This window comes from Sphaerisporangium sp. NPDC088356, from assembly GCF_040685555.1.
Lineage (GTDB): Bacteria > Actinomycetota > Actinomycetes > Streptosporangiales > Streptosporangiaceae > Sphaerisporangium.
The window spans coordinates 60,150-83,826 of record NZ_JBFBIK010000020.1 but is presented as its reverse complement, the minus strand read 5'-3'; the positions used below and the strand labels follow the sequence as shown (position 1 = coordinate 83,826).

20 protein-coding genes and 1 pseudogene are annotated in these 23,677 nt (G+C 70.4%); 8 read left to right on the top strand and 13 right to left on the bottom strand.

Annotated elements, in window-relative coordinates; translation table 11 throughout:
• The coding region (locus tag AB0O34_RS10810) for a hypothetical protein (RefSeq protein WP_363914964.1) at positions 1–341 on the top strand (341 nt) is incomplete at its 5' end.
• Positions 342–578: 237 nt separating this feature from the next.
• A complete protein-coding gene (locus AB0O34_RS10805) occupies positions 579–911 on the top strand; it encodes a LuxR family transcriptional regulator (protein WP_363914962.1) in 333 nt (110 codons plus the stop codon).
• Between the two features lie 27 nt (positions 912–938).
• On the opposite strand, the gene AB0O34_RS10800 is transcribed toward AB0O34_RS10805, so the two are convergent.
• From AB0O34_RS10800 to AB0O34_RS10780, 5 genes are all read right to left on the bottom strand, one after another.
• Positions 939–2,042 carry a Gfo/Idh/MocA family oxidoreductase gene (locus AB0O34_RS10800; RefSeq protein WP_363914960.1) on the bottom strand — a complete coding sequence of 368 codons (1,104 nt, stop codon included), beginning with the start codon at positions 2,040–2,042 and terminating at the stop codon, positions 939–941.
• Complete coding sequence (locus tag AB0O34_RS10795; protein WP_363914958.1) at positions 2,039–2,782, bottom strand: sugar phosphate isomerase/epimerase; 744 nt, start codon at positions 2,780–2,782, stop codon at positions 2,039–2,041. The genes AB0O34_RS10800 and AB0O34_RS10795 overlap by 4 nt, the downstream gene beginning before the upstream one ends.
• 332 nt (positions 2,783–3,114) lie before the next feature.
• Positions 3,115–6,354, bottom strand: a complete 3,240-nt coding sequence (locus tag AB0O34_RS10790) for an efflux RND transporter permease subunit (RefSeq protein WP_363914956.1) — start codon at positions 6,352–6,354, stop codon at positions 3,115–3,117.
• Between the two features lie 206 nt (positions 6,355–6,560).
• Positions 6,561–7,232: a response regulator transcription factor gene (locus AB0O34_RS10785; RefSeq protein ID WP_363914954.1), complete on the bottom strand. Its 672-nt coding sequence runs from the start codon at positions 7,230–7,232 to the stop codon at positions 6,561–6,563.
• A complete protein-coding gene (locus tag AB0O34_RS10780; RefSeq protein WP_363914952.1) occupies positions 7,229–8,509 on the bottom strand; it encodes a sensor histidine kinase in 1,281 nt (426 codons plus the stop codon). The genes AB0O34_RS10785 and AB0O34_RS10780 overlap by 4 nt, the downstream gene beginning before the upstream one ends.
• A gap of 429 nt (positions 8,510–8,938) precedes the next feature.
• Here AB0O34_RS10780 and AB0O34_RS10775 point away from each other — a divergent pair, with 429 nt between their 5' ends.
• From AB0O34_RS10775 to AB0O34_RS10760, 4 genes are all read left to right on the top strand, one after another.
• Positions 8,939–9,769, top strand: coding sequence for an MIP/aquaporin family protein (locus AB0O34_RS10775; protein ID WP_363914950.1), 831 nt, complete (start codon positions 8,939–8,941; stop codon positions 9,767–9,769).
• A 45-nt stretch (positions 9,770–9,814) separates the two neighbouring features.
• On the top strand, positions 9,815–11,332 hold the full coding sequence (gene glpK, locus AB0O34_RS10770; RefSeq protein ID WP_363914948.1) for a glycerol kinase GlpK: 1,518 nt from the start codon (positions 9,815–9,817) through the stop codon (positions 11,330–11,332).
• Between the two features lie 378 nt (positions 11,333–11,710).
• The gene (locus tag AB0O34_RS10765) at positions 11,711–12,346 is read left to right on the top strand and encodes an HNH endonuclease family protein (RefSeq protein ID WP_363914946.1); all 636 of its coding nucleotides are present in this window, start codon (positions 11,711–11,713) and stop codon (positions 12,344–12,346) included.
• Positions 12,347–12,710: 364 nt separating this feature from the next.
• Positions 12,711–13,943 carry a transposase gene (locus tag AB0O34_RS10760; protein WP_363914972.1) on the top strand — a complete coding sequence of 411 codons (1,233 nt, stop codon included), beginning with the start codon at positions 12,711–12,713 and terminating at the stop codon, positions 13,941–13,943.
• 62 nt (positions 13,944–14,005) lie between these two features.
• Here the strand turns inward: AB0O34_RS10760 and AB0O34_RS10755 are convergent, their stop codons facing one another.
• The 3 genes from AB0O34_RS10755 to AB0O34_RS10745 all read right to left on the bottom strand — a co-directional run bounded on the left by AB0O34_RS10755 (position 14,006) and on the right by AB0O34_RS10745 (position 16,500).
• On the bottom strand, positions 14,006–14,509 hold the full coding sequence (locus AB0O34_RS10755; protein ID WP_363914944.1) for a hypothetical protein: 504 nt from the start codon (positions 14,507–14,509) through the stop codon (positions 14,006–14,008).
• Between the two features lie 189 nt (positions 14,510–14,698).
• Positions 14,699–15,559, bottom strand: a complete 861-nt coding sequence (locus AB0O34_RS10750; RefSeq protein ID WP_363914942.1) for a serine hydrolase — start codon at positions 15,557–15,559, stop codon at positions 14,699–14,701.
• Complete coding sequence (locus tag AB0O34_RS10745; RefSeq protein WP_363914940.1) at positions 15,556–16,500, bottom strand: LysR substrate-binding domain-containing protein; 945 nt, start codon at positions 16,498–16,500, stop codon at positions 15,556–15,558. The genes AB0O34_RS10750 and AB0O34_RS10745 overlap by 4 nt, the downstream gene beginning before the upstream one ends.
• Before the next feature lie 268 nt (positions 16,501–16,768).
• On the opposite strand from AB0O34_RS10745, the pseudogene AB0O34_RS10740 reads away from it, so the two are divergent.
• Positions 16,769–16,921: pseudogene (locus tag AB0O34_RS10740) on the top strand (hypothetical protein); the annotation flags it as partial.
• Positions 16,922–16,945: 24 nt separating this feature from the next.
• On the opposite strand, the gene AB0O34_RS10735 reads toward AB0O34_RS10740, so the two are convergent.
• Entirely contained in the window at positions 16,946–17,521 is a 576-nt protein-coding gene (locus AB0O34_RS10735; protein ID WP_363914938.1) for a hemerythrin domain-containing protein, read from the bottom strand.
• 145 nt (positions 17,522–17,666) lie between these two features.
• On the opposite strand from AB0O34_RS10735, the gene AB0O34_RS10730 reads away from it, so the two are divergent.
• A complete protein-coding gene (locus AB0O34_RS10730; protein WP_363914936.1) occupies positions 17,667–19,094 on the top strand; it encodes a WGR domain-containing protein in 1,428 nt (475 codons plus the stop codon).
• Positions 19,095–19,104: 10 nt separating this feature from the next.
• Here AB0O34_RS10730 and AB0O34_RS10725 read toward each other — a convergent pair whose 3' ends face one another.
• The 4 genes from AB0O34_RS10725 to AB0O34_RS10710 all read right to left on the bottom strand — a co-directional run bounded on the left by AB0O34_RS10725 (position 19,105) and on the right by AB0O34_RS10710 (position 23,571).
• The gene (locus tag AB0O34_RS10725; RefSeq protein ID WP_363914934.1) at positions 19,105–19,980 is read right to left on the bottom strand and encodes a carbohydrate ABC transporter permease; all 876 of its coding nucleotides are present in this window, start codon (positions 19,978–19,980) and stop codon (positions 19,105–19,107) included.
• 1 nt (position 19,981) lies between these two features.
• Positions 19,982–21,070: a sugar ABC transporter permease gene (locus AB0O34_RS10720; protein WP_363914932.1), complete on the bottom strand. Its 1,089-nt coding sequence runs from the start codon at positions 21,068–21,070 to the stop codon at positions 19,982–19,984.
• 110 nt (positions 21,071–21,180) lie between these two features.
• Positions 21,181–22,434, bottom strand: a complete 1,254-nt coding sequence (locus tag AB0O34_RS10715) for an extracellular solute-binding protein (protein WP_363914930.1) — start codon at positions 22,432–22,434, stop codon at positions 21,181–21,183.
• A gap of 45 nt (positions 22,435–22,479) precedes the next feature.
• Entirely contained in the window at positions 22,480–23,571 is a 1,092-nt protein-coding gene (locus tag AB0O34_RS10710; protein ID WP_363914928.1) for a LacI family DNA-binding transcriptional regulator, read from the bottom strand.
• Positions 23,572–23,677: the final 106 nt, after the last annotated feature.

Genomic DNA, 23,677 nt, shown 5'->3' with positions numbered 1-23,677 from the left:
GGGGTCTCGCACCCTCCTCCGCGATCGTTTCCGTCCCCCCCCTCGGTGCCCCTCCGGCCGCGGGGCGGCGGGCCCGCCCCGCCCCCCCCCCCCCCCCCGCCGAGGCCCGCGACGCGGAGCGGGCACTCGCCGAGTGGGAGTCGGAGGTCGGCGACGCCGGGCGGGCCCGCACGGCGGTCACCGAGGAGGCGGAGCGGCTGCGCAAGGAGCTCAAGGCCGCACTCGACCGGCAGGAGACCGCCGAGAAGCGGGTGACCCTGGCCGAGCGGGAACGGGGCCGCGCCGCCCGCCGCGCCACGGAAGCCCGCCGCCGCTCCGACGAGCTCCGCAGGAAGCTGTGAGCTCCGCACTGAGACGGGTGGCGATGCGCCCTGCTGCCCTCAGCGGCACCCAACGGTCGAGTGGAACATCTCGGGCAAACCCTTCCTACAGCCCGTGCGGCCCGTGAGGAGGGGAGGCGCGCAACCGGGGTAGGCATGGAGTAGGCCCCGGTCGCCTCGCGACGGGGGCGGTCTGGCGGGCGGCCCGGAAGGGACGCGCGGCGGAGCGGCGTGCCGAACACAAGGGGAAACACCGCGATGAAGAAGTTCTCTCTCGTAGCCGTGGCTCGCCGGCAGCTGGAACGCGCGGCAGAGTCGACCGGCGGGCAGGCGGCCGACACCGTCGTCGGCGGGCACGAACGCGTCCTGCGGCAGACGGTGGTCGGGCTCACCGAGGGCACCGTCCAGAGCGAGCACGAGCTCCGGGGAGAGGCGACGGTCTACGTGCTCTGGGGGCGGGTGCGCGTGGTGGCCGGCGAGGTGTCGTGGGACGCGCTGGCGGGCGACCTGCTCATCGTGCCCGACGAACGCCATCACGTGGAGGCGCTGGAGGACTCGGCGATCCTGCTCACGGTCGCCATGCCGCGCTAGACCGCCCGAGTCCTCCCGCGGGGTCGTTCAGGCGAGGGTGGCCTCCTGGGGGTCCCAGCCGGTGGGCAGGGGCTCCGGTTCCTGTGCGGTGGTCTCGAGGTGCCGGAACTCGCCCCGGTCGGCGGACTCGATGATCGCGGTCATGGCCTCCAGCACGTGCAGGGCGAGCGCGCCGGAGGCGCGGTGGGGAAGGTCGCCGCGCAGCGCGCGGGCCATGTCCAGCACGCCGAGGCCGCGCCCGATCGCGGTCCCCTCCACAGGCAGTTCGCGCCAGTCGCCGTCGCCCGCCACGCGCACCCTGAGCGGTCCCTGGAACGTGTTCGGGTCGGGGAGCGAGAGCGTGCCCTCGGTGCCGATGACCTCGATCATCGTCACGCCGGCCGGCGAGTCGAAGCTGAACGTCGAGGACGCGCTCGGGCCGCCGGTGAAGTCGACCAGCGCCATGACGTGCGTCGGCACCTCGACGGCGAAGCTCGTACCGCCCTTCGGCCCCGAGCCGATCACCCGGTGCTGCCTGGCCTGCCGCGCGGTCGCCGCGACCTTGGAGATCGGGCCGAGCATCGCGACCAGCGCGGTGAGGTAGTACGGGCCCATGTCGAACACCGGGCCCGCGCCGCGCTGGAACAGGAACTCGGGGTTCGGGTGCCACGACTCCGGCCCGGGGCTCTGCATCACGGCGGTCGCGGCGACCGGCGCGCCGATCAGGCCGGACGCCAAGGCGCGCTTGGCCGACTGGAGGCCCGCGCCGAGGAACGTGTCGGGCGCGTTGCCGATGCGCAGCCCCCGCGAGGCAGCCTCGGCCAGGAGCTTGTCGCCCTCGCCCGGGTCGAGCGTCAGCGGCTTCTCGCCGTACACGTGCTTGCCCGCGCGCAGGGCGGCGGAGGCGATGGCCGCGTGCGCGGCGGGGATCGTCAGGTTGACGACGATCTCGACGTCGGGCAGGGCCAGGATGGTGTCGACGTCGCCGGAGACCGGGACGTCGTGCTCACGCGCCTTCTCCGCGGCCCGCGCGGTGTCGAGGTCGGCGACCCCGAGCACCCGGACGTCGGGGAACGTGGTGAGGTTGCGCAGGTAGGCGTCGCTGATCGCGCCCGCGCCGACGATGGCGACCCCCACGGGCCCGGTCGTCATGCGCCCTCCAGCCCGGTCAGGTAGGCGTGGCTCTCGGCGAGGGCCTCGACGATGTCGGTGGCGCAGTCGTCGAGCTCGACGATCCGCCACGCGTCCGGCGCGGCGGCGAGGATGCCCGGCACCGGCATCACGCCCTTGCCGACGGCCGTGTGGGGTACCTCCTTGACGCCGGGACCGTCTTTGACGTGCAGGGCCACGACGCGGTCGCCGAGGCGTCCGAGCAGAGCGGGCACGTCGGCGCCGCCCACGGCCGCCCAGTAGGTGTCGATCTCCAGGAACAGCTCGGGGGCGAGCATCCCGGCGAGCACCTCGATGGCGTGGACGCCGTCGATCTTCGGCTCGATCTCCCACCAGTGGTTGTGGTAGCCGAGGCGCATGTCGTACCGCGCCGCGTGCGCGGCGAGGCCGTTGAGGAGGTCGGCGGTACGGGCGAGACCGTCGCGCGTGGTGAACTCCTCATGCGGGATGCCACCCGGGATGATCACGAGGTCCGTGCCGACGGTGGCGATCGCGTCGAGGACGACGTCCGGGTCCTGCGACAGCAGAGCGTAGGCATGCGTGCTGGAGACCGTGAGCCCGAGGTCGTCGATCACCCGCCGGAAGCCCTTGGGATCGTCGGTCGGGTCGTACGGCTCCACGGCGCCGTAGCCGATCTCCGCTATCCGCCGTAACACTCCGTCACGATCGGCCTTCATGTGATCACGAACGGTGTACAGCTGCACGCCCAGCGGCTTCACCATCAGGGTCGAATCCTCCTGGCTCACATGGCGGAGTGCTCGTGCGGAGGTGCCGCACGCACTTGCCGGTAATGATTCGGTAAAACGTTAAAACTTCGTATATGGAATGACAACGGGTTAGTTCCATCCTCACTTGGGAAAAGCGGCGCCCATTCCGTCTCGCGGCCGGAGGTGGGCCGGTCACGGCGATCTACCGAACAATGTTCTTGAGGTTGGGTTCGGGGGCTTCACCGGGAGAACCGGTCCGAGGCTTCACCGGGAGAAGGGGTGGGGAGGCCGTCTCTGGCCTCCCCACGGGTGTTACGGCCGGTCCGCGCTCACCCGCCGGCCCGTGCTCACGGCTGGCCCGCGCCGCTCACGGCGGGCTCGCTCGGCGCCTCCTCGATGGGAGGCGTGAGGGCACCCGCGCCCCGGCGGCGCTGCCGCCGGGCCCGGCTCTTCTCCTTGCGGGTCTCGACCATGGTGTACAGGGTCGGCACCAGCACGAGGGTCAGCAGGGTCGAGCTGATCAGGCCGCCGATGACGACGATGGCGAGCGGCTTGGAGATGAAGCCGCCCCCGCCGGTGATCCCGAGCGCCATGGGCAGCAGCGCGAAGATGGTGGCCAGGGCCGTCATCAGGATCGGCCGCAGCCGCCGCCTGCCGCCCTCGACGACCGCTTCGTGCAGGGGCATCCCCTGCTCGCGGTACTGGTTGATCAGGTCGAGCAGCACGATGGCGTTGGTGACCACGATGCCGACCAGCATCAGCATGCCGATCATCGCGGCCAGGCCCAGCGAGGTCCCCGTCACCAGCAGCAGGCCGATGGCGCCCGTCGCCGCGAACGGGATCGAGACCAGCAGCACCAGCGGCTGGATCAGGCTGCGGAACGTCGCCACCATGACGAAGAACACCAGGGCGATGGCCGCCACCAGCGCCAGCCCGAGGCTGCCGAAGGCCTCCGCCTGGTCGGCGCTGACGCCGCCGATCTCGTACGTCGCGCCGGGCGGGAGCGTGAGGGACTTCAGCTTGGTGTCCAGCGCGGCGCTGGTGGCTCCGAGGTTGGAACCGGTGGCCTTGCCGGAGACCGTGGCGCTGCGGTCGCCGTCGATGCGGGTGACCTCGATGGGCCCGTTCACGGTCTTGACGCTCGCCACGTCCCCGACGGTGACCTTCCCGGCGATCTTCAGATCGCGCAGGTCCGCCAGTGACGTGGGGGTGTCGCCGCTCCGCAGGATGACGTCGGCCGTGGTGCCGTCGAAGGCGAGCTGGGTGAGGGTGGTCCCCCTGAACGCCTGGGACACGGCCTGCCCGATGGCCACCTCGCTGAGGCCCTTCTCCGCCGCCTTCCTGCGGTCGACGGTGACGTCGATGCGCGGGGCGGTGTCGGCCACCGTGCTGGTGACCTCGCTGACGTCCGGGACGCCGGCCATGGCCCGCTGGACCGTCTGCGCGGCGGTGCGCAGGGTGTCGAGCTCGGCCGCGCGGACCACGACCTGCATGGAGTCGCCGCCGAAGCCGCCCGACTGCCCCACGGTGATCTCGCCGGCGCCGGTCAGCCCGGCGAGTCGGTCGGTCAGCCGCTTCTCGACGGCGCCCGCGTCGGTGCCGTCGCGGAGCGTCAGAGAGTAGCTGGCGCGGGACGTGCCGCCCCCGCCGCCGCGGAAGCCGCCGAATCCGCCGCCGCCACCACCCACGGTGACCTGGTACGACTCGACCTCGCTCGTGCCGGTGACCACCTGCTCGACCTTCTTGGCCATGGCGTCGGCCGAGGCGAGCGAGGTGCTGACCGGGAAGTTCTGCCTGACGCTGATGGTGTTCTGGCCGGAGTTGTCGATGAAGCTCGTACTCAGCATCGGGACCAGGCCGAGGGTGCCGACGAAGATCACCATGGCGATGGCCACGGTGCTGATCCGGTGCCGGGTGGCGAAGCGGATGACCGGGACGTACATGCGCTGGAGCGGGCTCCTGCGCTCCTTCTCGTCGGCCGCCCGCCTGATCGCCTCGGTGTCGCCGTCCTTGGGCCGCTTGAGGAACCAGTAGCTCAGCACCGGGACGACGGTCAGCGACACCAGCAGCGAGGCGAGCAGCGCGACCGTCACCGTGATCGCGAACGGGCTGAACAGCTCGCCCACGAGACCGCCGACGAACGCGATGGGCAGGAAGACCGCCACCGTCGTCAGCGTGGACGCGGTGACCGCGCCGGCCACCTCGCGCACGCCGTTCTCCACGGCCCGGCGCTTGTCCTCGCCGTACGACAGGTGGCGCTTGATGTTCTCGAGGACCACGATCGAGTCGTCGACCACCCGCCCGATGGCGATGGTGAGCGCGCCCAGGGTCAGCATGTTGAGCGAGAAGTCCTGGGTCCACAGGGCGATCAGGGCGATCAGCACCGACAGCGGGATCGACACCGCCGTCACGATGGTGGAACGCAGGGAGAACAGGAACAGCAGGATGATCAGCACGGCCATCGCCAGGCCGAGCAGGCCCTCGGTGGTGAGGCTCTCGATGGCCTGCTCCACCGACGGCGCCTGGTCGAAGATCACGGTGAACTGCGCGCCGCCGCCGAGCGACTTGGCCAGCTCGGGCAGCTTGGCCCGCACGTCGTGCGAGATCGCCACCGCGTTGCCGCCGGGCTTCATGGTGATCGAGACGCCGAGGCTGGGCTTGCCGTTGGTGCGGGTCAGCGTGGTGGAGTCGGCGAGACCGAGCTTCACCGTGGCGACGTCGCCGAGCCGTGCGGGCTTGGGCCTGGCGGCCGGCTTGACCGGCGCCGCCGCGCCCTGCGCGCCGGGAACGCCCTGCCCGCCCGGCCGCCGCGCCTGTCCCTGCGCCTGGCCGGTGGGGGCGGCGGCGGACGGGGGGAGGTAGAGGTCGGCGATGTCCTTCACCGAGCCGAGCGCGGTGCCGACCTGGACGCTGAGCGACTGGCCGCTCTTGGTGAGCGTGCCCGCGGGCACCGGCGTGCCGGCCGACTGGATCGCGCCGGCGATCGCCGAGGTGGTGAGGCCCCGCTTGGCGAGCTCCTTGTCGTCGGGCGTGATCGTGATGACCTGCTCGCGCGTGCCGGTCACCGACACGTCCCTGACCCCGGCCACGCCGCTGAGCGCGGGGACCACCTGCTCGTTCAGCTTGTCGGCGAGCTGCTGCTGGCCCTCGGTGGAGGCGACCGCGAGCTGGACCACGGGGATGTCGTCGGTGCTGCCGACGACCGCCTGAGGATCGACGTCGGCGGGGAGCTGCGACTTGATCCGGCCGATCGCCTGCTGGATCTGGCCCTGGGCCGCGTCGATGTCGGTCCCGAAGTCGAACTGCACCTGGAGCGTCGCGCTGGACTCGCGGGAGGTGGAGGTGACCCCCGTGACGCCGTTCAGGCTCCGGACGCTGTCTTCGAGCGGCCGGGTGACGCGGTCCTCGACGATCTGCGGCGCGGCCCCGGGGTAGGGCGCGACGATCGACACCGCGGGGAAGGACAGCGAGGGCAGGAGCTGTTGTTTGAGCGCCGGGATGGTGTACACCCCGAAGGCGGCCACCACGATCGTGATGAGGGCGACGAGCCCGCGATTGGCGAGGCTCAGTCTGGCGAGTAACGACATCGGTCCACTTCTTGTCGGTTCGGCGGGGTGCCGGTTGGCGTCCTGGGAGAGGTCACGCTCGGGCGGTGCCGGAAGTCCGGCCCACTCTTCAAGGCTCATCGCTGCCGGAGGTGCGAACGTCCGTCGCGGGGAGGGTCTTGGACTACCGCGATCGCCGTACGCCCCGCGACGGACTACCACGCCCGCCGGTCCGGGCAGGGGAGAGGTCAGCGAGGCTGGGGGCGCACCAGGCCGGTCTCGTAGGCGATCACGACGAGCTGGGCGCGGTCGTGAGCGCCGAGCTTGAGCATCGCCCGGTTGGCGTGCGTCTTCGCGGTCATCCGGCTGATGCCGAGGTGGTCGGCGATCTCGTCGTTGGTCAGCCCGGACGCGACCAGCGTCATGACCTCGCGTTCGCGGTCGGTCAGCACGGCCAAAATCTCCGGCGAGTGCTCGACCCTCGCGCCGGGAGCCGACAGGAAGCGGGCGATGAGGCTCTTGGTCGCGCCGGGGGACAGCAGCGCGTCGCCGCGCGCCACGACGCGGATGGCGTCCTGCAGCTCGCCGGCCTCGACCCCCTTGCCCAGGAACCCGCTGGCCCCGGCGCGGAGCGCGGCGAAGACGTACTCGTCGATCTCGAAGGTCGTCAGCACCAGGACCCGCACCGCGGCGAGGTTGGGGTCGGAGGTGATCACCTGGGTCGCGGCGAGCCCGTCCATCTCGGGCATGCGGATGTCCATGAGCACCACGTCCGCCTTGGTGTCGCGCGCGAGCCGCACCGCCTCGTGGCCGGTGTGGGCCTCGCCCACCACCTCCAGGTCGGGCGCGGAGTCGACCAGGACGCGAAATCCGGCCCGTACGAGGGCCTGGTCGTCGGCCAGCAGGACGCGGATGGTCACAGGTCGCTCGTCTCGGGCGCGGGCAGGACGGCGTGGACGCGGAAGCCGCGCCCGAGGGCCGGTCCGACGCTGAACGTGCCGCCCACCGACAGTGCCCGCTCGCGCATGCCCACCAGCCCGTGGCCGGTGGGCGTGTCCTCGTCGGCGACCGGTTCGGCGGCGGTGCCCGTTCCCGCCCGGATGGCGGTGCCCGCCTGCGGGGCCGTGCTCGTCCAGGTGGTGCCAGCCGTACCGATGGGGTTGTGGCCCCGGCCGTCGTCGGTGACGTCGACGGTCAGGTCACGCCGCCCGTAGGTGATGCGCACCCGCGTCGTGGCCTCGCCCGCGTGCTTGCTGACGTTCGTCAGCGCCTCCTGGACGACACGGAACGCCGTCAGCTCCACAGGGGAGGGGAGCGGCCGGGGGGTGCCTTCGAGATGGCAGTCGACCCGCAGGCCCGCCGCCGTGAACGAGGTGATCAGCTCGGGGAGGCGGTCGAGGCCCGGCGCGGGCTCGGTGGGCAGCTCCTCGGTGCTGCCGGGCCGGCGCAGCAGCCCGACCGTGGTGCGCAGCTCGTCCAGAGCGGCACGGCCGGCCTGGCGGATGTGGCCGAGCGCCTCGCGGGCCTGCCGTGGCTCGTCGTCCATCACGTGCGAGGCGACCTGCGCCTGGACGTTGATGAGCGCTATGTGGTGGGCGAGCACGTCGTGCAACTCCCTGGCGATGCGCAGGCGCTCCTCCATCACCCGCCGCTCGGCCTCCTCCTCCCGGGTCTGCTCGGCCCGACGCGCCCGCTCCTCGACGGCGGTGACGTACGCGCGGCGGTTGCGCACCGAGTCGCCCGCCGCTGTCGCCATGCCGATCCACGCGACCTGGCCGGCCACCTCGGGCCCGAACCACGACGCGTCGGAGAACGTGATGCGGGCCGCGGCGAGGACGAGCGCGGAGATCACCCCGATCCTCCACGCGTCGCGGCGGGGGCTGTGCGTGGCCATGGTGGCGATCGCTATGGCGGGGACGAGGTCGAGGGCGCTGCGCGTGCCGCCGACGACCACGTGGGCGACGAGACCGGCCAGGGTCACGGCCACGACGACGCGGGGCCACGCCCGCCGGAAGATCAGGGCGGCGCACATCACCGCGCCCAGCACCACGGTGGCGGGGGTCAGCGGCGAGGTCTCCCTGGGATGGCCGGCCTGCGGGGCCATGACCGTCACCGCGAAGGTCACGGCGGCGATGACGGTGTCCACCACGTACGGGCGGGAGCGGATGGCGTTGCGCAGTCCGGTCAGACGACTCACGTCCTCACGTTAGGGCTGACCTGGCCCTGTTTCCTCGTCCGTGGGGAGAATACGCCGCTACCGCGATCGCAGTACGCGGCCGTGGCGGGTACGCCGCCCGCTCACAGGGCTGGAGTTCACCGGGAGGGAGATCTCGTCGTGGAAAATCCGCGTCAAGTCCTCATAATGGGGAATCTTGATCCGTGCGGAGACGGTAACGCTGCCGAACAAACCGGCCGGGTCGGGATATGTCGGCAAAAGATTCTTGACTCTGTCGTGAACGTGGCTTTCTTGGTCATGGGTGCAGTGTTGCTGCAGGTCACGTTGCTGCTGGTCACAGGTCAGCGGGGGGTCAGGCCCCGCTGGGTCGCCCGTGGTACGACCGTTCTTCGCCTTGACCGAGGTCTTCGGACCACGGCGAGTCGTACGGCGACACAGTAAGGAGAAACCATGGCCAACAGGGCGAAACCGAGACAAGCCCCCAACCTGCTCGGTGAGCTGGCCGCGGAGTTCGCGGGCACGTTGATCCTCATCCTCTTCGGTACGGCCGTGGTGGCGCAGGTGGTCGCCGGCGGCATCGGCGACCACGACAGCATCGCGTGGGCCTGGGGACTCGGTGTCACGCTCGGCGTCTACACCGCGGGCCGGATCAGTGGCGCGCACCTCAACCCCGCCGTCACGATCGCCCTCGCGGTCTTCAAGGGCTTCGAGTGGCGCAAGGTCCTGCCGTACTCGCTCGCGCAGACCGCGGGGGCCTTCGTCGCCGCGCTCCTGGTGCGGTGGAACTTCAGCGAAGTGCTCTCCATGGCGGACCCGGGCCACACGATCAAGACCCAGGGCGTCTTCTCCACGCTGCCGGGCAACGGCGCCCTCCCCGTGCACGAGTGGGGTGCCTTCCGCGACCAGGTGATCGGCACGGCGATCCTGCTGTTCCTCGTCCTCGCCGTCACCGACCTCAACAACAGTTCCCCGGCCGCGAACCTCGCGCCGTTCATCGTCGGCCTCATCGTCGTGGCGATCGGCATGGCCTGGGGCACCAACGCCGGCTACGCCATCAACCCCGCCCGTGACTTCGGCCCCCGCCTCGCCTCGTTCCTCACCGGGTACGGCACGGCCTGGCGAGATCAGTACGGCAACCTCTATTTCTGGGTGCCCATCGTGGCGCCGATCATCGGAGGCCTGCTCGGGGCCGGGCTCTACCAGGTGCTCGTCGCCCGCTTCCTGCCCACGTCGGCGGAGCCCGAGCCAGGTACCGTCCCTGCAGAGAGGGAAGTCGTCTGAGGCGCCGGCCGGCACATTCGCAGGGCACAAAGGAGGCAACATTCCATGGCTGACTTCGTTGGAGCGGTCGACCAGGGCACGACGAGCACCCGCTTCATGATCTTCGACCACGGCGGCAACGAGATCGCCCGCCACCAGCTCGAACACCAGCAGATCCTCCCCCAGGCCGGGTGGGTCGAGCACAACCCCGTGGAGATCTGGGAGCGCACCCGCGCGGTCGTCGAGACCGCGCTCGGCAAGGCCAACCTGTCCGCGTCCGACCTCGTCGCGCTCGGCATCACCAACCAGCGCGAGACCACCGTGGTCTGGAACCGCAGGACCGGGCGGCCGTACTACAACGCCATCGTGTGGCAGGACACGCGGACCGACCGCATCGCCAGCGCGCTGGAGCGCGAGGGCAAGGGCGACGTCATCCGCCGCAAGGCCGGCCTGCCCCCGGCGACGTACTTCTCCGGCGGAAAGATCAAGTGGATCCTCGACAACGTCGACGGCGTGCGGGAGGCCGCCGAGGCGGGGGAGGTGGTCTTCGGCAACACCGACACCTGGCTGCTGTGGAACCTCACCGGCGGCACCGACGGCGGCGTGCACGTCACCGACCCCACCAACGCCAGCCGCACGATGCTGATGAACCTGGAGACGCTCGACTGGGACGACGAGCTGCTGTCGTTCTTCGGCATCCCCCGCCAGATGCTGCCGCAGATCCAGCCGTCCTCCAACCCCGCCCTGTACGGGGTGACGCGGGCCGACGGTCCGTTGCGCGGGGAGGTCCCGCTCTCCGGCGACCTCGGCGACCAGCAGGCGGCGACCGTGGGGCAGGTCTGCTTCGGCGTCGGCGAGGCCAAGAACACCTACGGCACCGGCAACTTCCTGCTCCTCAACACCGGCAACGAGCTGGTCAGGTCCAAGCACGGCCTGCTGACCACCGTGTGCTACCAGTTCGGCGAGGACAAGCCGGTGTACGCGCTGGAGGGCTCGATCGCCGTGACCGGCTCGGCCGTCCAGTGGCTGCGCGACCAGCTCGGCATCATCTCGGGCGCGGCGCAGAGCGAGTCGCTGGCCCGGCAGGTCGACGACAACGGTGGGGTGTACTTCGTGCCCGCCTTCTCCGGGCTGTTCGCGCCGTACTGGCGGTCCGACGCGCGGGGCGCGATCGTCGGGCTGTCCCGATTCAACACCAACGCGCACATCGCCCGGGCCACGCTGGAGGCGATCTGCTACCAGACGCGCGACGTCGTGGAGGCCATGCAGAACGACTCGGGCGTCCCCCTCGACGTGCTGCGGGTCGACGGCGGCGTCACCGCCAACGACCTGTGCATGCAGATCCAGGCCGACATCCTCGGCGTGCCGGTCTCCAAGCCGGTCGTGGCCGAGACCACCGCGCTCGGCGCCGCGTACGCCGCCGGCCTCGCCCTCGGCTTCTGGGGCTCCACCGACGAGCTCAAGAGCAACTGGAACGAGGACAAGCGCTGGCTGCCCACCTGGGCCGAGGAGAAGCGCGCGGAGGGGTACGCCGGCTGGAAGAAGGCCGTGGAGCGCACGATGAACTGGGTCGACGTCGACTGATCAGATGTAGTCCCTCTTTTCCTAGGAGGCCCGACCGGTACGCCGGCCGGGCCTCCGGCATGTCGGGGCACCGCCTCGACGGGTGGTGGCGCGGCCCTGGTCCACCAGGAAGGCCGAAATCGCCCTGTTCATCGGAAGTTCGCGGGGAGTTCCGGCCGGGGCGCGGCTCCCGGAACGGGTGCCGGCCCGGTGTTCCCCCTGGTAGACGAAATTCCTTCTGTGGCTAGCGGCATCTCCTGACCAATTTGACCGATTGGTGTCAGCAAAGGCTGATATTTCCCGACATGTCGTGCGGTGAAATGGTCCGTCTGTCTCATCAACCCCCCTTGGACCTGGCACGCCCCGCTCAGCCGGGTCCAGAGACAGAAGGAGAGACTCGTGAGACGAGTCGCGTTCCTCGCCACGGCCACCGCCCTCACGTTCGCCGTCACCACAGTGACAACGAGCACCACGGCGAACGCCTTCACCCCGCCGAACATCCCCTCCGCGAGCACGGCGAGCTCCGAGCTGGCCGCCCTCACCGTCGACATCGAGAGGAACTCCGGCACCTACAACCGCGACCTGTTCCCGCACTGGATCACCATCTCGGGCGCCTGCAACACCCGGGAGACGGTGCTCAAGCGCGACGGCTCCGGGGTGGTGACCAACTCCAGCTGCGCCGCGACCTCGGGCAGGTGGACCTCCCCGTACGACGGCGCCACCTGGACCGCCGCCTCCGACGTCGACATCGACCACATGGTGCCGCTCGCCGAGGCGTGGCGCTCCGGGGCGTACGCCTGGACGACCTCCAAGCGCCAGTCGTTCGCCAACGATCTCACGAACGCCCAGCTCTGGGCCGTGACCGACAACGTGAACCAGGCCAAGGGGGACTCCGACCCCGCGAGCTGGAAGCCCCCGCTCACCTCGTTCTGGTGCACCTACGCGAAGGCCTACATCGACGTGAAGTACGAGTGGGGCCTGACCGTCCAGAGCAGCGAGAAGTCGGCGCTGTCCGCCATGCTCGGCTACTGCTGACCCGGTAGCGCCGGCCGGTCACCGCTGACAGGCCACGCGGGCCGCCGTCCCCTCGCCGGGCGGCGGCCCTCGTCATGTTCCCATGCCGGTGCTACCCGATTGTCGGCTAGTGCTCCGGCGTTCACGCCGGGGGTGAAGGCCGGCGCGGGAGTGCCTGCTAGGGCGCGAGCGTGCCCTTGCCTTCAGGGTTTGCTGGTCGATCCACCAGGTGCAAGGGGCCAGGACCCCGGACCGGGGTGCTGTTTCGCTCGTCGATGGGGTGCCCGGCGAGGTAGGTGGGCGGCACCGATCTGGTCTCCAGGTTTCTCAGCTGTTTCTCGCACACTCATGCGAATACCTGAGATCGGCTGGCACGCTTTCCCCTGTGCAGCTTCGTTACTCCTACCGCATCGATCCGACGCCGGGTCAGCGCATCGCGCTGGCCCAGGCGTTCGGGTGCGCGCGGGTGGTGTTCAACGACGCGTTGGCGGTCCGCGACCAGGCTTACGCGCAGGGGTTGCCGTTGGTGATCGATGCCGAGCTTTCGGTCCGGGTGATCACGGCGGCGAAGAAACGCCCTGACCGGGCGTGGCTGGGTGAGGTGTCGGCGGTGGTGCTGCAGCAGGCGCTGGCCGACTGCACCACGGCGTTTCGCAACTTCTTCGCCTCGGTCACCGGCAAGCGGAAGGGCCCCAGGGTGGGCGCTCCCCGGTTCCGGTCGCGTAAGGACCACCGGCAGGCGATCCGCTTCACCCGCAACGCCCGTTTCTGCATCACCGAGGCGGGGCGGTTGCGGCTGCCGAAGATCGGGGATGTGCCGGTGCGCTGGTCGCGCCGGTTGCCTGGCGGTCCGTCCAGCGTGACGGTGATCAAGGACGCGGCCGGGCGGTACTTCGCGTCGTTCGTGGTCGAGGTCGGCTGCGAGCCGCTCCCGGCGGTCGGCGCCGAGACCGGGATCGATCTGGGGGTCGGGCATTTCGCCGTCCTGGCCGATGGCCGGAAGGTCGGCTCTCCCCGGTTTCTGCGCCGGGCTGAGAAGAAACTGAAGAAGCTTCACAAGGCGCTGTCGCGTAAGGAGAAGGGGTCGAGCAACCGGGCCAAGGCCCGCACCAAGGTCGCCCGGGCGCACGGCAAGGTCGCCGATGCGCGCCGCGAGTTCCACCACCAGCTGTCCACCCAGATCATCGGCGAGAACCAAGCCGTGTATGTGGAGGACCTGGCGGTGAGGGGACTGGCGCGTACCAGGCTGGCCAAGAGCGTGCACGACGCCGGGTGGAGCTCGTTCGTGGCCATGCTGGAGTACAAGGCGAAGTTGTACGGGCGGACATTCGTGCGGATCGACCGCTGGTTCCCCTCCTCCAAGCTGTGTTCGGGGTGCGGGGTGGTCGCCGAGGCGATGCCCTTGCAGGTACGCGAATGGGCCTGCGTCTGTGGCGCGGTGCACGACCGGGACGTCAACGCCGCGCTCAACATCCTCGCCGCCGGACGGGCGGAGAGACTAAACGCCTCCCACACCCGTGGGCGGGACGGCGCAAACCGTCCCGGTGGAGGCAGGGTAAGACCACCGCTCGCGGTGGCACCAGCCGATGAAGCAGGAAGCCACCGAGGTGCCGCATGAACCCGCGCGGCACGGTCGAGAATCTCCGGCATTCATGCCGGGGAGCGCGTCAATCGCGTTGGTCACCGGTGGTGGGAGACGAAGCCGACGTGAATACGCGGGGCGAGCGCCCGGTGAGGCGGTTCGCCGGCCGCGCGCCCGCACAGCGGGACGACGGGCGTGCCTGACCCGGTGCTCAGATAGGCGTCCGCGATGTAGCCGCCGGTGCTGATCATGTCCCAGTACCTGCTGGTGCCGTACGTGCCGGAGACCGGGTCGCCGACCTTGCGGCAGACGACGGTGACCCGCTGGCCGTCCCGCCGCGTGCCGACCACCTTGCTGTCGGCCGACGCGTCGGCCCGTACGTTGATCGGCTCGCCGGTCAGGGTGTTCACGGTGACGGTCACGTCCCGCCCCGAGGCGGCCGGGGCCGCGCGCTCAGTGCCGGCCGTGACCGCGTGGGCCGTGCCGCCGGCCGCCGTCACGAGGACCGGCCCGGCCAAGGATGTTACGGCGAACGGTAGCCCGAGCATCGCGATCCGCCCCCGGGACGCTCGCGAAGCGGGTGCGGCGGTATGTGTACGCATGGTGACACCTCTTCCTGGCATGTGCCGGCGCTGGACCGGCGTCCCCCGAAATGACTGCCTATCCGAGTAATGTCACTACGCGCGGTCACCGGTCCAGCCTGGCGCGCACGCATGGGGAAATCGGGAAAGTGCCGTACACCAGGCGTTCAGGACCGTCGGCGTGGCTTTCCACAAGCGCTGGACGGCGGCTCAGAGTGAGCGAAGGTGGTCCACGGCCGCGCGGGCGACGGTGCCGATCGCCGCGTCGGCCCTCGGCTGGTTCTGGGCGGTGCCGATCGAGCGGGTGAACACCGCCACGGCGTAGCGCGCGCCGTCGGGGTACTCCACGACGCCGACCTCGTTGCGGATCGTCGGCAGTGATCCCGTCTTGCCGCTGAGGACGACGTCGTCGTAGGGGAACCCCGACGCCAGGCGGTGCGGCCATACCTGCAGCCCGAGCAGGCGGCGGATCGCGGCGCACGCCTCGGGCCCGGCGGCCTGGTCGCGCCACACCATGCCGAGCAGCCGCGTCATCTCCCTCGGAGTGCTCCGGTTGGTGTACGCCGGGTCGAGGACGCGCAGGCGGCCGACCGTACGGGGGTCCAGCGGCTCGGTCAGGACGGCCGCGTCCGCCTCCAGCGCCGCCAGCAGCCCGCGGCAGTCGTGCTCGATCCAGGTGTCCTTCAGCCCCCAGGCCGCGAGCATGGCGTTGACCGCGTCCAGCCCGACGCGCCGCGCCACGACGTCGGCGGCGGCGTTGTCGCTGACCGCGATCATGAGATAGGCCAGGTCGCGAAGGGAGAGCGTCGCGTCGTCGAGCATGACGGCCAGCCCCGTGCCGCCCGCCGTGCGATCGGCGGTCCCCACGCGGCAGAGCTCCGCGGGGTCGAGGATCCCGGCCTCGGCCTGCCGGTAGAACTCCACCAGCAGCGGCAGCTTGAAGACCGACGCCAGCACCACGGGCTCGTCGGCGCCGATGCCGATCTCCGCGCCGGTGTCCAGGTCGATCACGTGGAGGTTGCCCGTGACGGTGGCCGCGCGGAAGATCCCTCCCAGGTCCGGGGGCCTCATGCGAGCAGCCCGGAGGCCGGCCGGGGGCTGATCCGCTGAACCCGCGCGGCGCCGTCGTCGACCATCCCGGCATTGTCCCGCAGCACCCGCACGGCCACCGCGCAGAACCCCGCCATGGTGTCGGACGGCCGCTGCCAGGCCACCGACACGCGCCAGGCCAGCGGGTCGCCGAGCAGCGGACGCCAAACCACCCCCGGCTGCTCGGTGCGGGGCCCGAACGCGATGGCGGTGCCGGACAGGACGAGCCCCAGGGTGAACTGCGGGTGCTGCCCGTGATGCACCTCGCCGGGGACGAACCCGTGGCGGCGGCACTCGGTCAGCGTCTCCTCGTACAGGCCGGGCTCGCTCTCGCGGGGGAACAGCACGAGGTGCCGCGTCGCCAGGTCGGCCAGGTGCACGGAGGAGAAGGCCACCAGCGGATCGCCCTCGGGCAGCAGCACGCCGGGGTGCTGGACCAGCACGGGGCCGAAGCTCAGCCCGGTGGCGCTCACCGGGTGGCGGATCACGCTGCCGTCCAGGCCGCCGTCGGCCAGAGCCCTCACCTGGTCGGCCGTGCACATCTCGGTGAGCGCGAGCCGTACCTCGGGGTGCGCGTCGCGGAATCCGGCCAGAAGCGCCGCGATGGCGGACCCGCCGAGGTCGGGCGGCACGCCGACGCGCAGGCTCGCGACGCCGTCCCCCGCCGCACGCGCCATGAGCTCGCGGAGGCGGTCGACCCGGCCGACGATGTCGCGCGCCTCGACGAGCAGGAGCCTGCCGGGCTCGGTCAGGCGGACCTGGCGGCTGGAGCGGTCGAACAGGCGCACGCCGAGCTCCTCCTCAAGGCGCTTGATTCGCTGGCTGAGAGGCGGCTGCGCCATGCCAAGCCGGACCGCCGCGTTGCCGAAGTGCAGTTCTTCGGCCACCACGGTGAAGTAGCGGAGGTGCCGTACGAGGTCCATCAACAGCGACTATATCTAAATCACTATGAGTCCGACCTGTATACCAGTATTGGACATCACCCCCGATCTTCTGCTGTCCTCCTGCTGATCGAAGGGGGATCGATGAGACGGACAGCCGTGATGGTGCCGCTCGCCGTGGCGGGCGGCGTGGTGCGCTGGAGCCCGCCGTGGTGAGCGCGCTGCGGAAGCCGATGCCCGCCGTGGTGAGCGAGGGCACGGCCAGCGCCATCACGTTCCCCCTGGCACGGCGGGCAAGACCGGAACCGCCGAGTTCGGCTCGGGCGAGGAGCCGCCGACGCACTCGTGGTTCATCGGTTACAAGGGCGACCTGGCGTTCGCCGTCATCATCGAGGGCGGCGGCACCGGCGCGCCGGTCGCGGCCCCTATCGCCTCCCGTTTCCTCTCGGGCCTGCGCCGGTGAGCGCGGGGGCGGTGTACGGCCGCCTCAGCGCCGGTCGCGGCCGGTCACCAGGTCGCGGAGCCGGTCGGCGGTGCCCACGAACGGGCTGGTCGCCTTGAGCAGCCCGGGATTCGGCGGCGTGTGAGGGTGCGGGCGGGTCGGCGCCATCCGCTTGGCCCGCTCGATCTTCGCGCCGAGTTCCATGGCCCGCTCGGGGCTGAGCACCAGGCGTAGCTCCGGCCAGACCTGCTCCTCCTCGTAGGCGATGTGCTCGCGTGCGTCGTTGATGAGCCCGACCAGCATCTCCTCGTACCGCACCTCGCCCGGCTCGTAGTCGATCAGGTGGTCCAGCAGGAACTTGGCCGCCTGCTCCTGCTTGATCGCGTGGTCGGCCAGCTCGTTGCCGCGCGGGACCAGCTCGCGTACGGCCGGCCAGAAGTACTCCTCCTCCACGGCCTCGTGCTTGGACTCCTCGGTGATCAGCTTGTCCACCTGCTGCTTGCGTGCCAGCAGCCCCTGGTACTCGCTGACGCCTACCACGGGAGGTCCGGCTTCCAGCGCTTCCAGCAGGTGCCTGACCCTTTCATGGTCTCGTTCGAGAACTTCGAACACGTTCGCCATGGCTTCCTCCAATGCCGGTGGCGGCGTCCCCTCCTTTGGGCGTTGCCCGCGTCGTCGCAGGTAAACATGGGTTTCGGATCGGGAAATGATTTTGTCGGACTGTTCCCATACGCTCCCGTCATTCGATCAAGGAAGGGATGCCGGAATGCCGCCACGGAGCACGTATCTGGAGCTGTCCGAGGACACCGGGAGCGCGCACAAGTTCTACGAGGTAGTGGTCTCGGGCACCCAGGTGACCATCACCTACGGTCGCATCGGCGAGCAGGGGCAGACCAAGGTCTCGGCCTTCCCGAGCGCCGACAAGGCGGAGGCCGTGGCGGCCAAGAAGATCGGCGAGAAGATCCGCAAGGGGTACGCCCACGCGGTTCGCGGGGCGCGCGCGCCGCGCGCGGTCACGCGGCGGGCCATGGTGAGCACCCGCTCGACCGCGAGCCAAGCCCCGGTGCTGTGGCGGTTCGCCAGCGGCGCGGCGGCGTTCGGCATCTTCGTGGACGACGAGCGGTGCTGGGTCGGCAACCAGAACGGCGACGTCTACACCGTCACCCACGGCGGCACGGTCACCGGCCACATCCGGCTTCCCGACGGCGTCAAGTGCATCGTGGCCGACGACTTCTGGATCTACGCCGGCGCCGACGACGGCAGGGTGTACGACCTGAGCGGGAAGGTGCCGCGCGTGGCGTACGAGATCGCCGAGGACGTCGACATCTACTGGCTCGACATCCACGACGGCGTGCTCGGCGTCTCCGACCGCGCGGGCCGGCTCACCACGATCGACCACGAGGACGAGTTCCAGTGGGCCAGAACCGGCGAGGGCAACGCCGCGTGGATGGTGCGCTGCGAGGCCGACGCGGTCTACCACGGGCACTCGCACGGCGTGGCCCGCTACGACGCGGCCGACGGCACGCCCGTGTGGCACACCGGCGTCGACGGCCAGGTCCTGTTCGGCTGGCAGGAGGACGACGCCGTCTACGCCGGGACGAGCCACAACAAGGTCTACCGGCTCGGCAAGGAGAACGGCTCGGTCGACGCGGTCTACCGCTGCGACGGCGCCGTGTTCTCCTGCGCCGCCGCGCCGGACGGGCGCTTCGTCTTCGCCGGCGACAACCACTCCTCCATCTACTGCTTCGACCAGCGGGGCGAGCGGCTGTGGAAGCTCGGCACCGGGTGCGGGTCGGCGTTCTCCATGCAGTTCCTCGACGACCGCCTGTACATCGTGACGACCAACGGCACGCTGGCCTGCATCGACGCGAGCGAGGAGGCCATCAGGGCGGCCCAGGGCGGCACCGTCCCCGAGCCGGTGGACGTCAAGGCCGCCGCGAGCCTGGCCGTGGTCGAGCCGTCCGTCGTCCTCGAGAGCACCTCCCACGCGGGCGACGGCATCGTGGTCGAGTGCGTCCGCGACGGCGACCGGCTCCGCGTGCGCGTGCTCAGCCCCGGCTACGACCCGCTGTGGAACGTGCAGTTCCCGAAGGGGGTGCGCGAGGCCGGGGCCCGTTACCTGGTGCAGGGCATCCGGTCGTCCGAGCGTGGCGGCTTCTACCGCGCCTACGGCGACATCAAGCGCCTCCTCTGAACGGCCCGGCTCAGCCCTTCTCCGCGCCCTCGTTGGCGCCCCGGATGAAGTACCGCTGGAAGACCACGAAGATGATCGCGACGGGGATGGTGGCGAGCACCGCCGCACCGAGCTTCAGGGGATACTGCGTGCCGACCCCGAGGGAGCCGCTGACCAGGTCGGCCAGCCCGCGCGGCAGTGTGAACAGGCTCGGACTCTGCACCGCCACCAGGCTGTGCGGGAACTCGTTCCACGTCCCCTGGAAGGACATGATCGTCAGGGTGATCAGGGCGGGGCGCCCCATGGGCAGCACGACCGACCAGAAGGTGCGGAACACCCCCGCGCCGTCGATGCGGGCGGCCTCCTCGACGCTCACCGGGATCGAGTCGAAGAACTGCTTCATGATGAAGACCCCGGCCGCGTCCACGATCACCGGCAGGATCAGCGCCGAGTAGCTGTCGTACATGCCGAGCTGGTTGAGCACCAGGAACTTCGGGATGAACAGCACGACGCCGGGCACGGCGATGATCGCGACGATGGTGCCGAACATCGCCCGCCGGCCGCGGAAGCGGAGCCGAGCGAGCGCGTACCCCGCGAGCGAGTCGAAGAAGACGCGCCCGATGGTCACGATGATCGTGACCAGGAGCGAGTTGCCCAGCCAGAGGGGCAGGTCCGTCCCGAAGAAGACCCGGTCGTAGCCCGCGAGCGACACCGGGTGGGGGATCGGCGACAGCGGGTTCGCCGTCGCGTCGGGCTCGGTCTTGAAGGAGTTCGCGATCTGGATGACGAACGGGTAGAGGAAGACCAGGGCCGAGAAGATGAGGACCGCGTAGCCCACGAAGGCGGAGACCAGGCTCCTGCCGTCGGCCGGCCGGCGGTTCGCGGTCCGGTCGGTGTTCACCGGCATGTCACGAGCTCCTTCGCGTGCGAGGGCCCGCGTCCGCGACGCGTTCGCGCATCACCCATCGCTGGACCAGTGTCAGCACCACGATGATCAGGAAGAGGATGAACGAGATCGCCGTTCCTGACCCGTAGTCGAAGTTGCGGAACGCCGTCCGGTACGAGAGGTATGCGGGCGTCAGGGTGGTCTTGGCGGGGTTGCCCTGGCTCATCACGTACACCTGGTCGAAGACCTGCCAGGTGCCGATCAGCCCGAGCGTCAGCACCAGGAAGAGGCTGGGCTTGAGCATCGGCAGCGTCACGTAGCGAAGGCGCTGCCAGCGGTTGGCCCCGTCGAGAAGGCTCGCCTCCTCCAGCGTGACCGGGATGTCCTGGAGCGCCGCCAGGAAGATCAGCATGAACGTGCCGGAGGTCGTCCAGACGACCAGGATGATGATGGTGCACATGGCGACGCTCGGGCCGGACAGCCAGTCCCACCACGACAGCCCGAACGGCCCGCCATCGGTCAGCGCGGCCGGGGGATTGTCGCCGTCGACCAGGCCGATGCCGCTGAGCAGCAGGTGCAGCAGGCCGCGCGAGTCGGAGAACCACTCCGGGCTGCTGATCCCGAACGTGCCGAGCAGGCTGCTGACCGCGCCGGAGTTGGCGAAGATGAACAGGAAGACGACGCTGACGGCCACCGAGCTGGTGACCGACGGGAAGAAGAACGCGCTGCGGAAGAACGTCTTGCCCTTGAGCATGCGGCTGTTCACCACGAGCGCGAGGCCGAGCGCCAGCACGGTCTGCACCGGCACGACGATCGCCACGTAGTACACGTTGTTGCGGATGCTCGTCATGAAGTCCTGGCGGGCCAGGTCGTCATGGGTGAACAGCCGGGTGTAGTTGTCGAGGCCCACGAACGGCGTACGGCCGGTGAAGGGGCTGCCCTGGCCGTTCCAGGAGGTCAGGCTCACCCACAGCGCCATCACGATGGGCAGCAGCATGAACAGGCCGAGGATGACCACGACGGGGGCCAGGAACAGCCATCCCGCGAGGTTCTCCCTGGTGGCGGAACTGCGACCGATGCGGCGGTGGGCGCTCCCGGACGTGATGTCCACCTTGTCTACCTCCTTCCGGTAGAGATTTCCCGAAGGGCCCCGCCCGCCGCCCCGCCCCGCGTGGAGTGGAACACGAAACGCGAGGCGGCGGGGCCGTACCCGGGAGTGACTCAGCCGGTGAGAGCGTCTTCGGTGTTCTTCTGCATGCGCGCGAGGATCGTCTTCGGCGCGGTGGTGTCGAGCTGCTGGAGCCCGGCGTCGAAGTCCGCCAGCACGCTGTCCATCTTGGGGGCGTTGACCGGCCCCTGGGCGTAGTCGGCGCCGTTCGCGAACGCGGTGTCGTCCGGGAACTCCTTGGTGAACTGGTCCTTGGCCGACTGGCGGGAGGGCATCACGCCGAACGCGCGGGCGAACGCCATCTGCTGGTCCACCTTCGTCATCGCCTCGACGAAGCCGACCGCCTGCTCCTTGTGCTTGCTCTTGGCCGCGATGCCCCAGCAGTTGGTGAAGGACAGAGTGCCCTTGCCCTTCGGGCCGGCGGGCAGCTCGTAGGCGGTGTACTTCAGGTCGGGGTAGTCCGCCTTCATGGCGCCCTTGATCCAGTTGCCCTCGATGGTCATCGCGGCCTTGGCCTTGCCGAACGCCTCGCCGCCCCAGCCGGAGTCGAGCTTCTTCGGGTACTTGGCCAGCCCGCCCTTGAGCATCGACCGGACGTAGTCCAGGGCCTTGAGGTTCTCGGGGCTGTCCGCGGTGGCCCGCTTGCCGTCGGGGCTGGTGAGCCAGCCGCCCGCCTGGACCATGAAGGCCCCGATGCGGTCGCGCGTGTCGCCGAGGGCGAGCGGGACGACGCCCTTCGCCTTGATCTTCTCGGAGACGGAGGTGAGCTGCTCCCACGTGGTCGGGACGTCGGAGTCGCCGAGCCCCGCCTTCTTCCACATGTCGTTGTTGACGATCAGCGCCAGCGTGGAGAAGTCCTTGGGCACGCAGTAGAACTTGCCGTCCCGGGTGAAGGTGGTGCGCAGGCTCTCGTAGAAGTCGTCAGGGTTGGAGATCTTGTCCCCGTACGGCTCCAGCGCGCCGACGCTCGCGTAGTCGGCGAAGCGGGCGGCGTCGACGTAGAACACGTCGGGCGGGTTGTCGCCGGCGAAGGCCTGGCCGAGTTGCTGCGTGAGGTCCTGCGCGGGCGTCACGGTCGCGCCATTGCCGCTGGTCTTGGCCCACGCGGCCGCCGCGTCCTTCACGGCGGCCGTCTCGGCGTCGCCCGAGGAGCCGATGAGGATCTGCAGGGAGGCCGGCCCGCTGCTCTGCGGGGTGGTGCTCTGGCCGGCGTTGTCGTCGAAGCCGCTGCCACAGGCCGCCGAGGCAAGGAGCGTGCCGCAGGCGGCCGTTGCGAGGGCCGCCGTCCGGAGGTGTCTGCGTTTCATCGCGCTGTCCTGATCTTCGTGATGGGTGGTGAGTTCCCGGAACGCTCAGGCCGACCGTCTGCGGACCAGCGATGGCTGGAGCAGCGCGTATGTCGGCTGGGCTTCCGGGGTGGCGGTGACCGTGGATCCCCGTTCCACGTCACCTTCGTCCGTGCGTCCCCCGACGTCGTGGGCCCCCGCCTGCCGTGCCCGCGCGCCGTCCCCGTCGAGCGTCTGGAGGAGCAGGGACACGCAGCGGGCGGCGACCTCCGCGAGCGGCTGGCTGACGCTGGTCAGCCCGACCGCCCTGGCCGACGGCGTGTCGTCGAAGCCGATGACGGGGATGTCCCGCCCCGCCTGGAGCGCGCCGAGGGCGAGCGAGTCGCTCGCGCAGACCAGCGCGGTCACCGGGCGGTCGGTGTCGAGCAGGGCATGGGCGGCGGCCTCCCCGTGGGGGACGCCGTCCTGGGTGCGGCAGTCGAGCTCCGCGATCTCCGCAGGGCCGGTGCCCCCGGCGGCGAGGGTACGGGCCCAGCCGTCCCTGCGGTCGTCGCCGACGCCGGATCCGGCCGGCCATCCGAGGAAGCCGATGCGCCGGTGGCCGAGGCCGAGCAGGTAGCGGGTCGCCATGGCGGTCCCCGCCGCGCCGTCCACGTCGACCCAGGGGTACTGCCGGTCGGGCGGCACGCCCCACGGCCGTCCGAAGGTGACGAACGGGATCCGCTGGTCGAGCAGCCAGGCGGTGCGGGGGTCGCCGTAGTGGGTGCTGGTGAGCACGAAGGCGTCCGGCTCGTACGAGCCGAGCAGGTCGTCGAAGGTGGCCAGCTCCGCCTCGTGGTCGTCCGTCGTGTACAGCAGGACGCGGTAGCCGGCCCGTGCCGCCGACTCGGTGAGCCCGTGCAGGAAACGGTCGAAGACGAAACCGTTGATGCCGTCGTCCTGGGCCGGCTCGATGCGTGCGGCGATCAGCTGCGACCGGCCGGTGCGCATCTGGCGCGCGGCCTGGCTCGCCCGGTAGCCGAGCGCCTTCACGGCCTCCAGCACGCGGAGGCGCGTCTCCTCGCGGACCACTTCCGGGGAGTTCAGCACGTTCGACACCGTCTGCCGCGACACGCTCGCGTACCGCGCCACATCGGCGATCGTCACCTTGTTAGCCATGGGCACCTTTCGGCATTTGATCGTTCAAGACGGACTATGGCACGATTGGATCGTTCAAGTAAAGACAATGTTTCGTAAGCTGCAAGCGGAGGTCATCCCGCCTTGC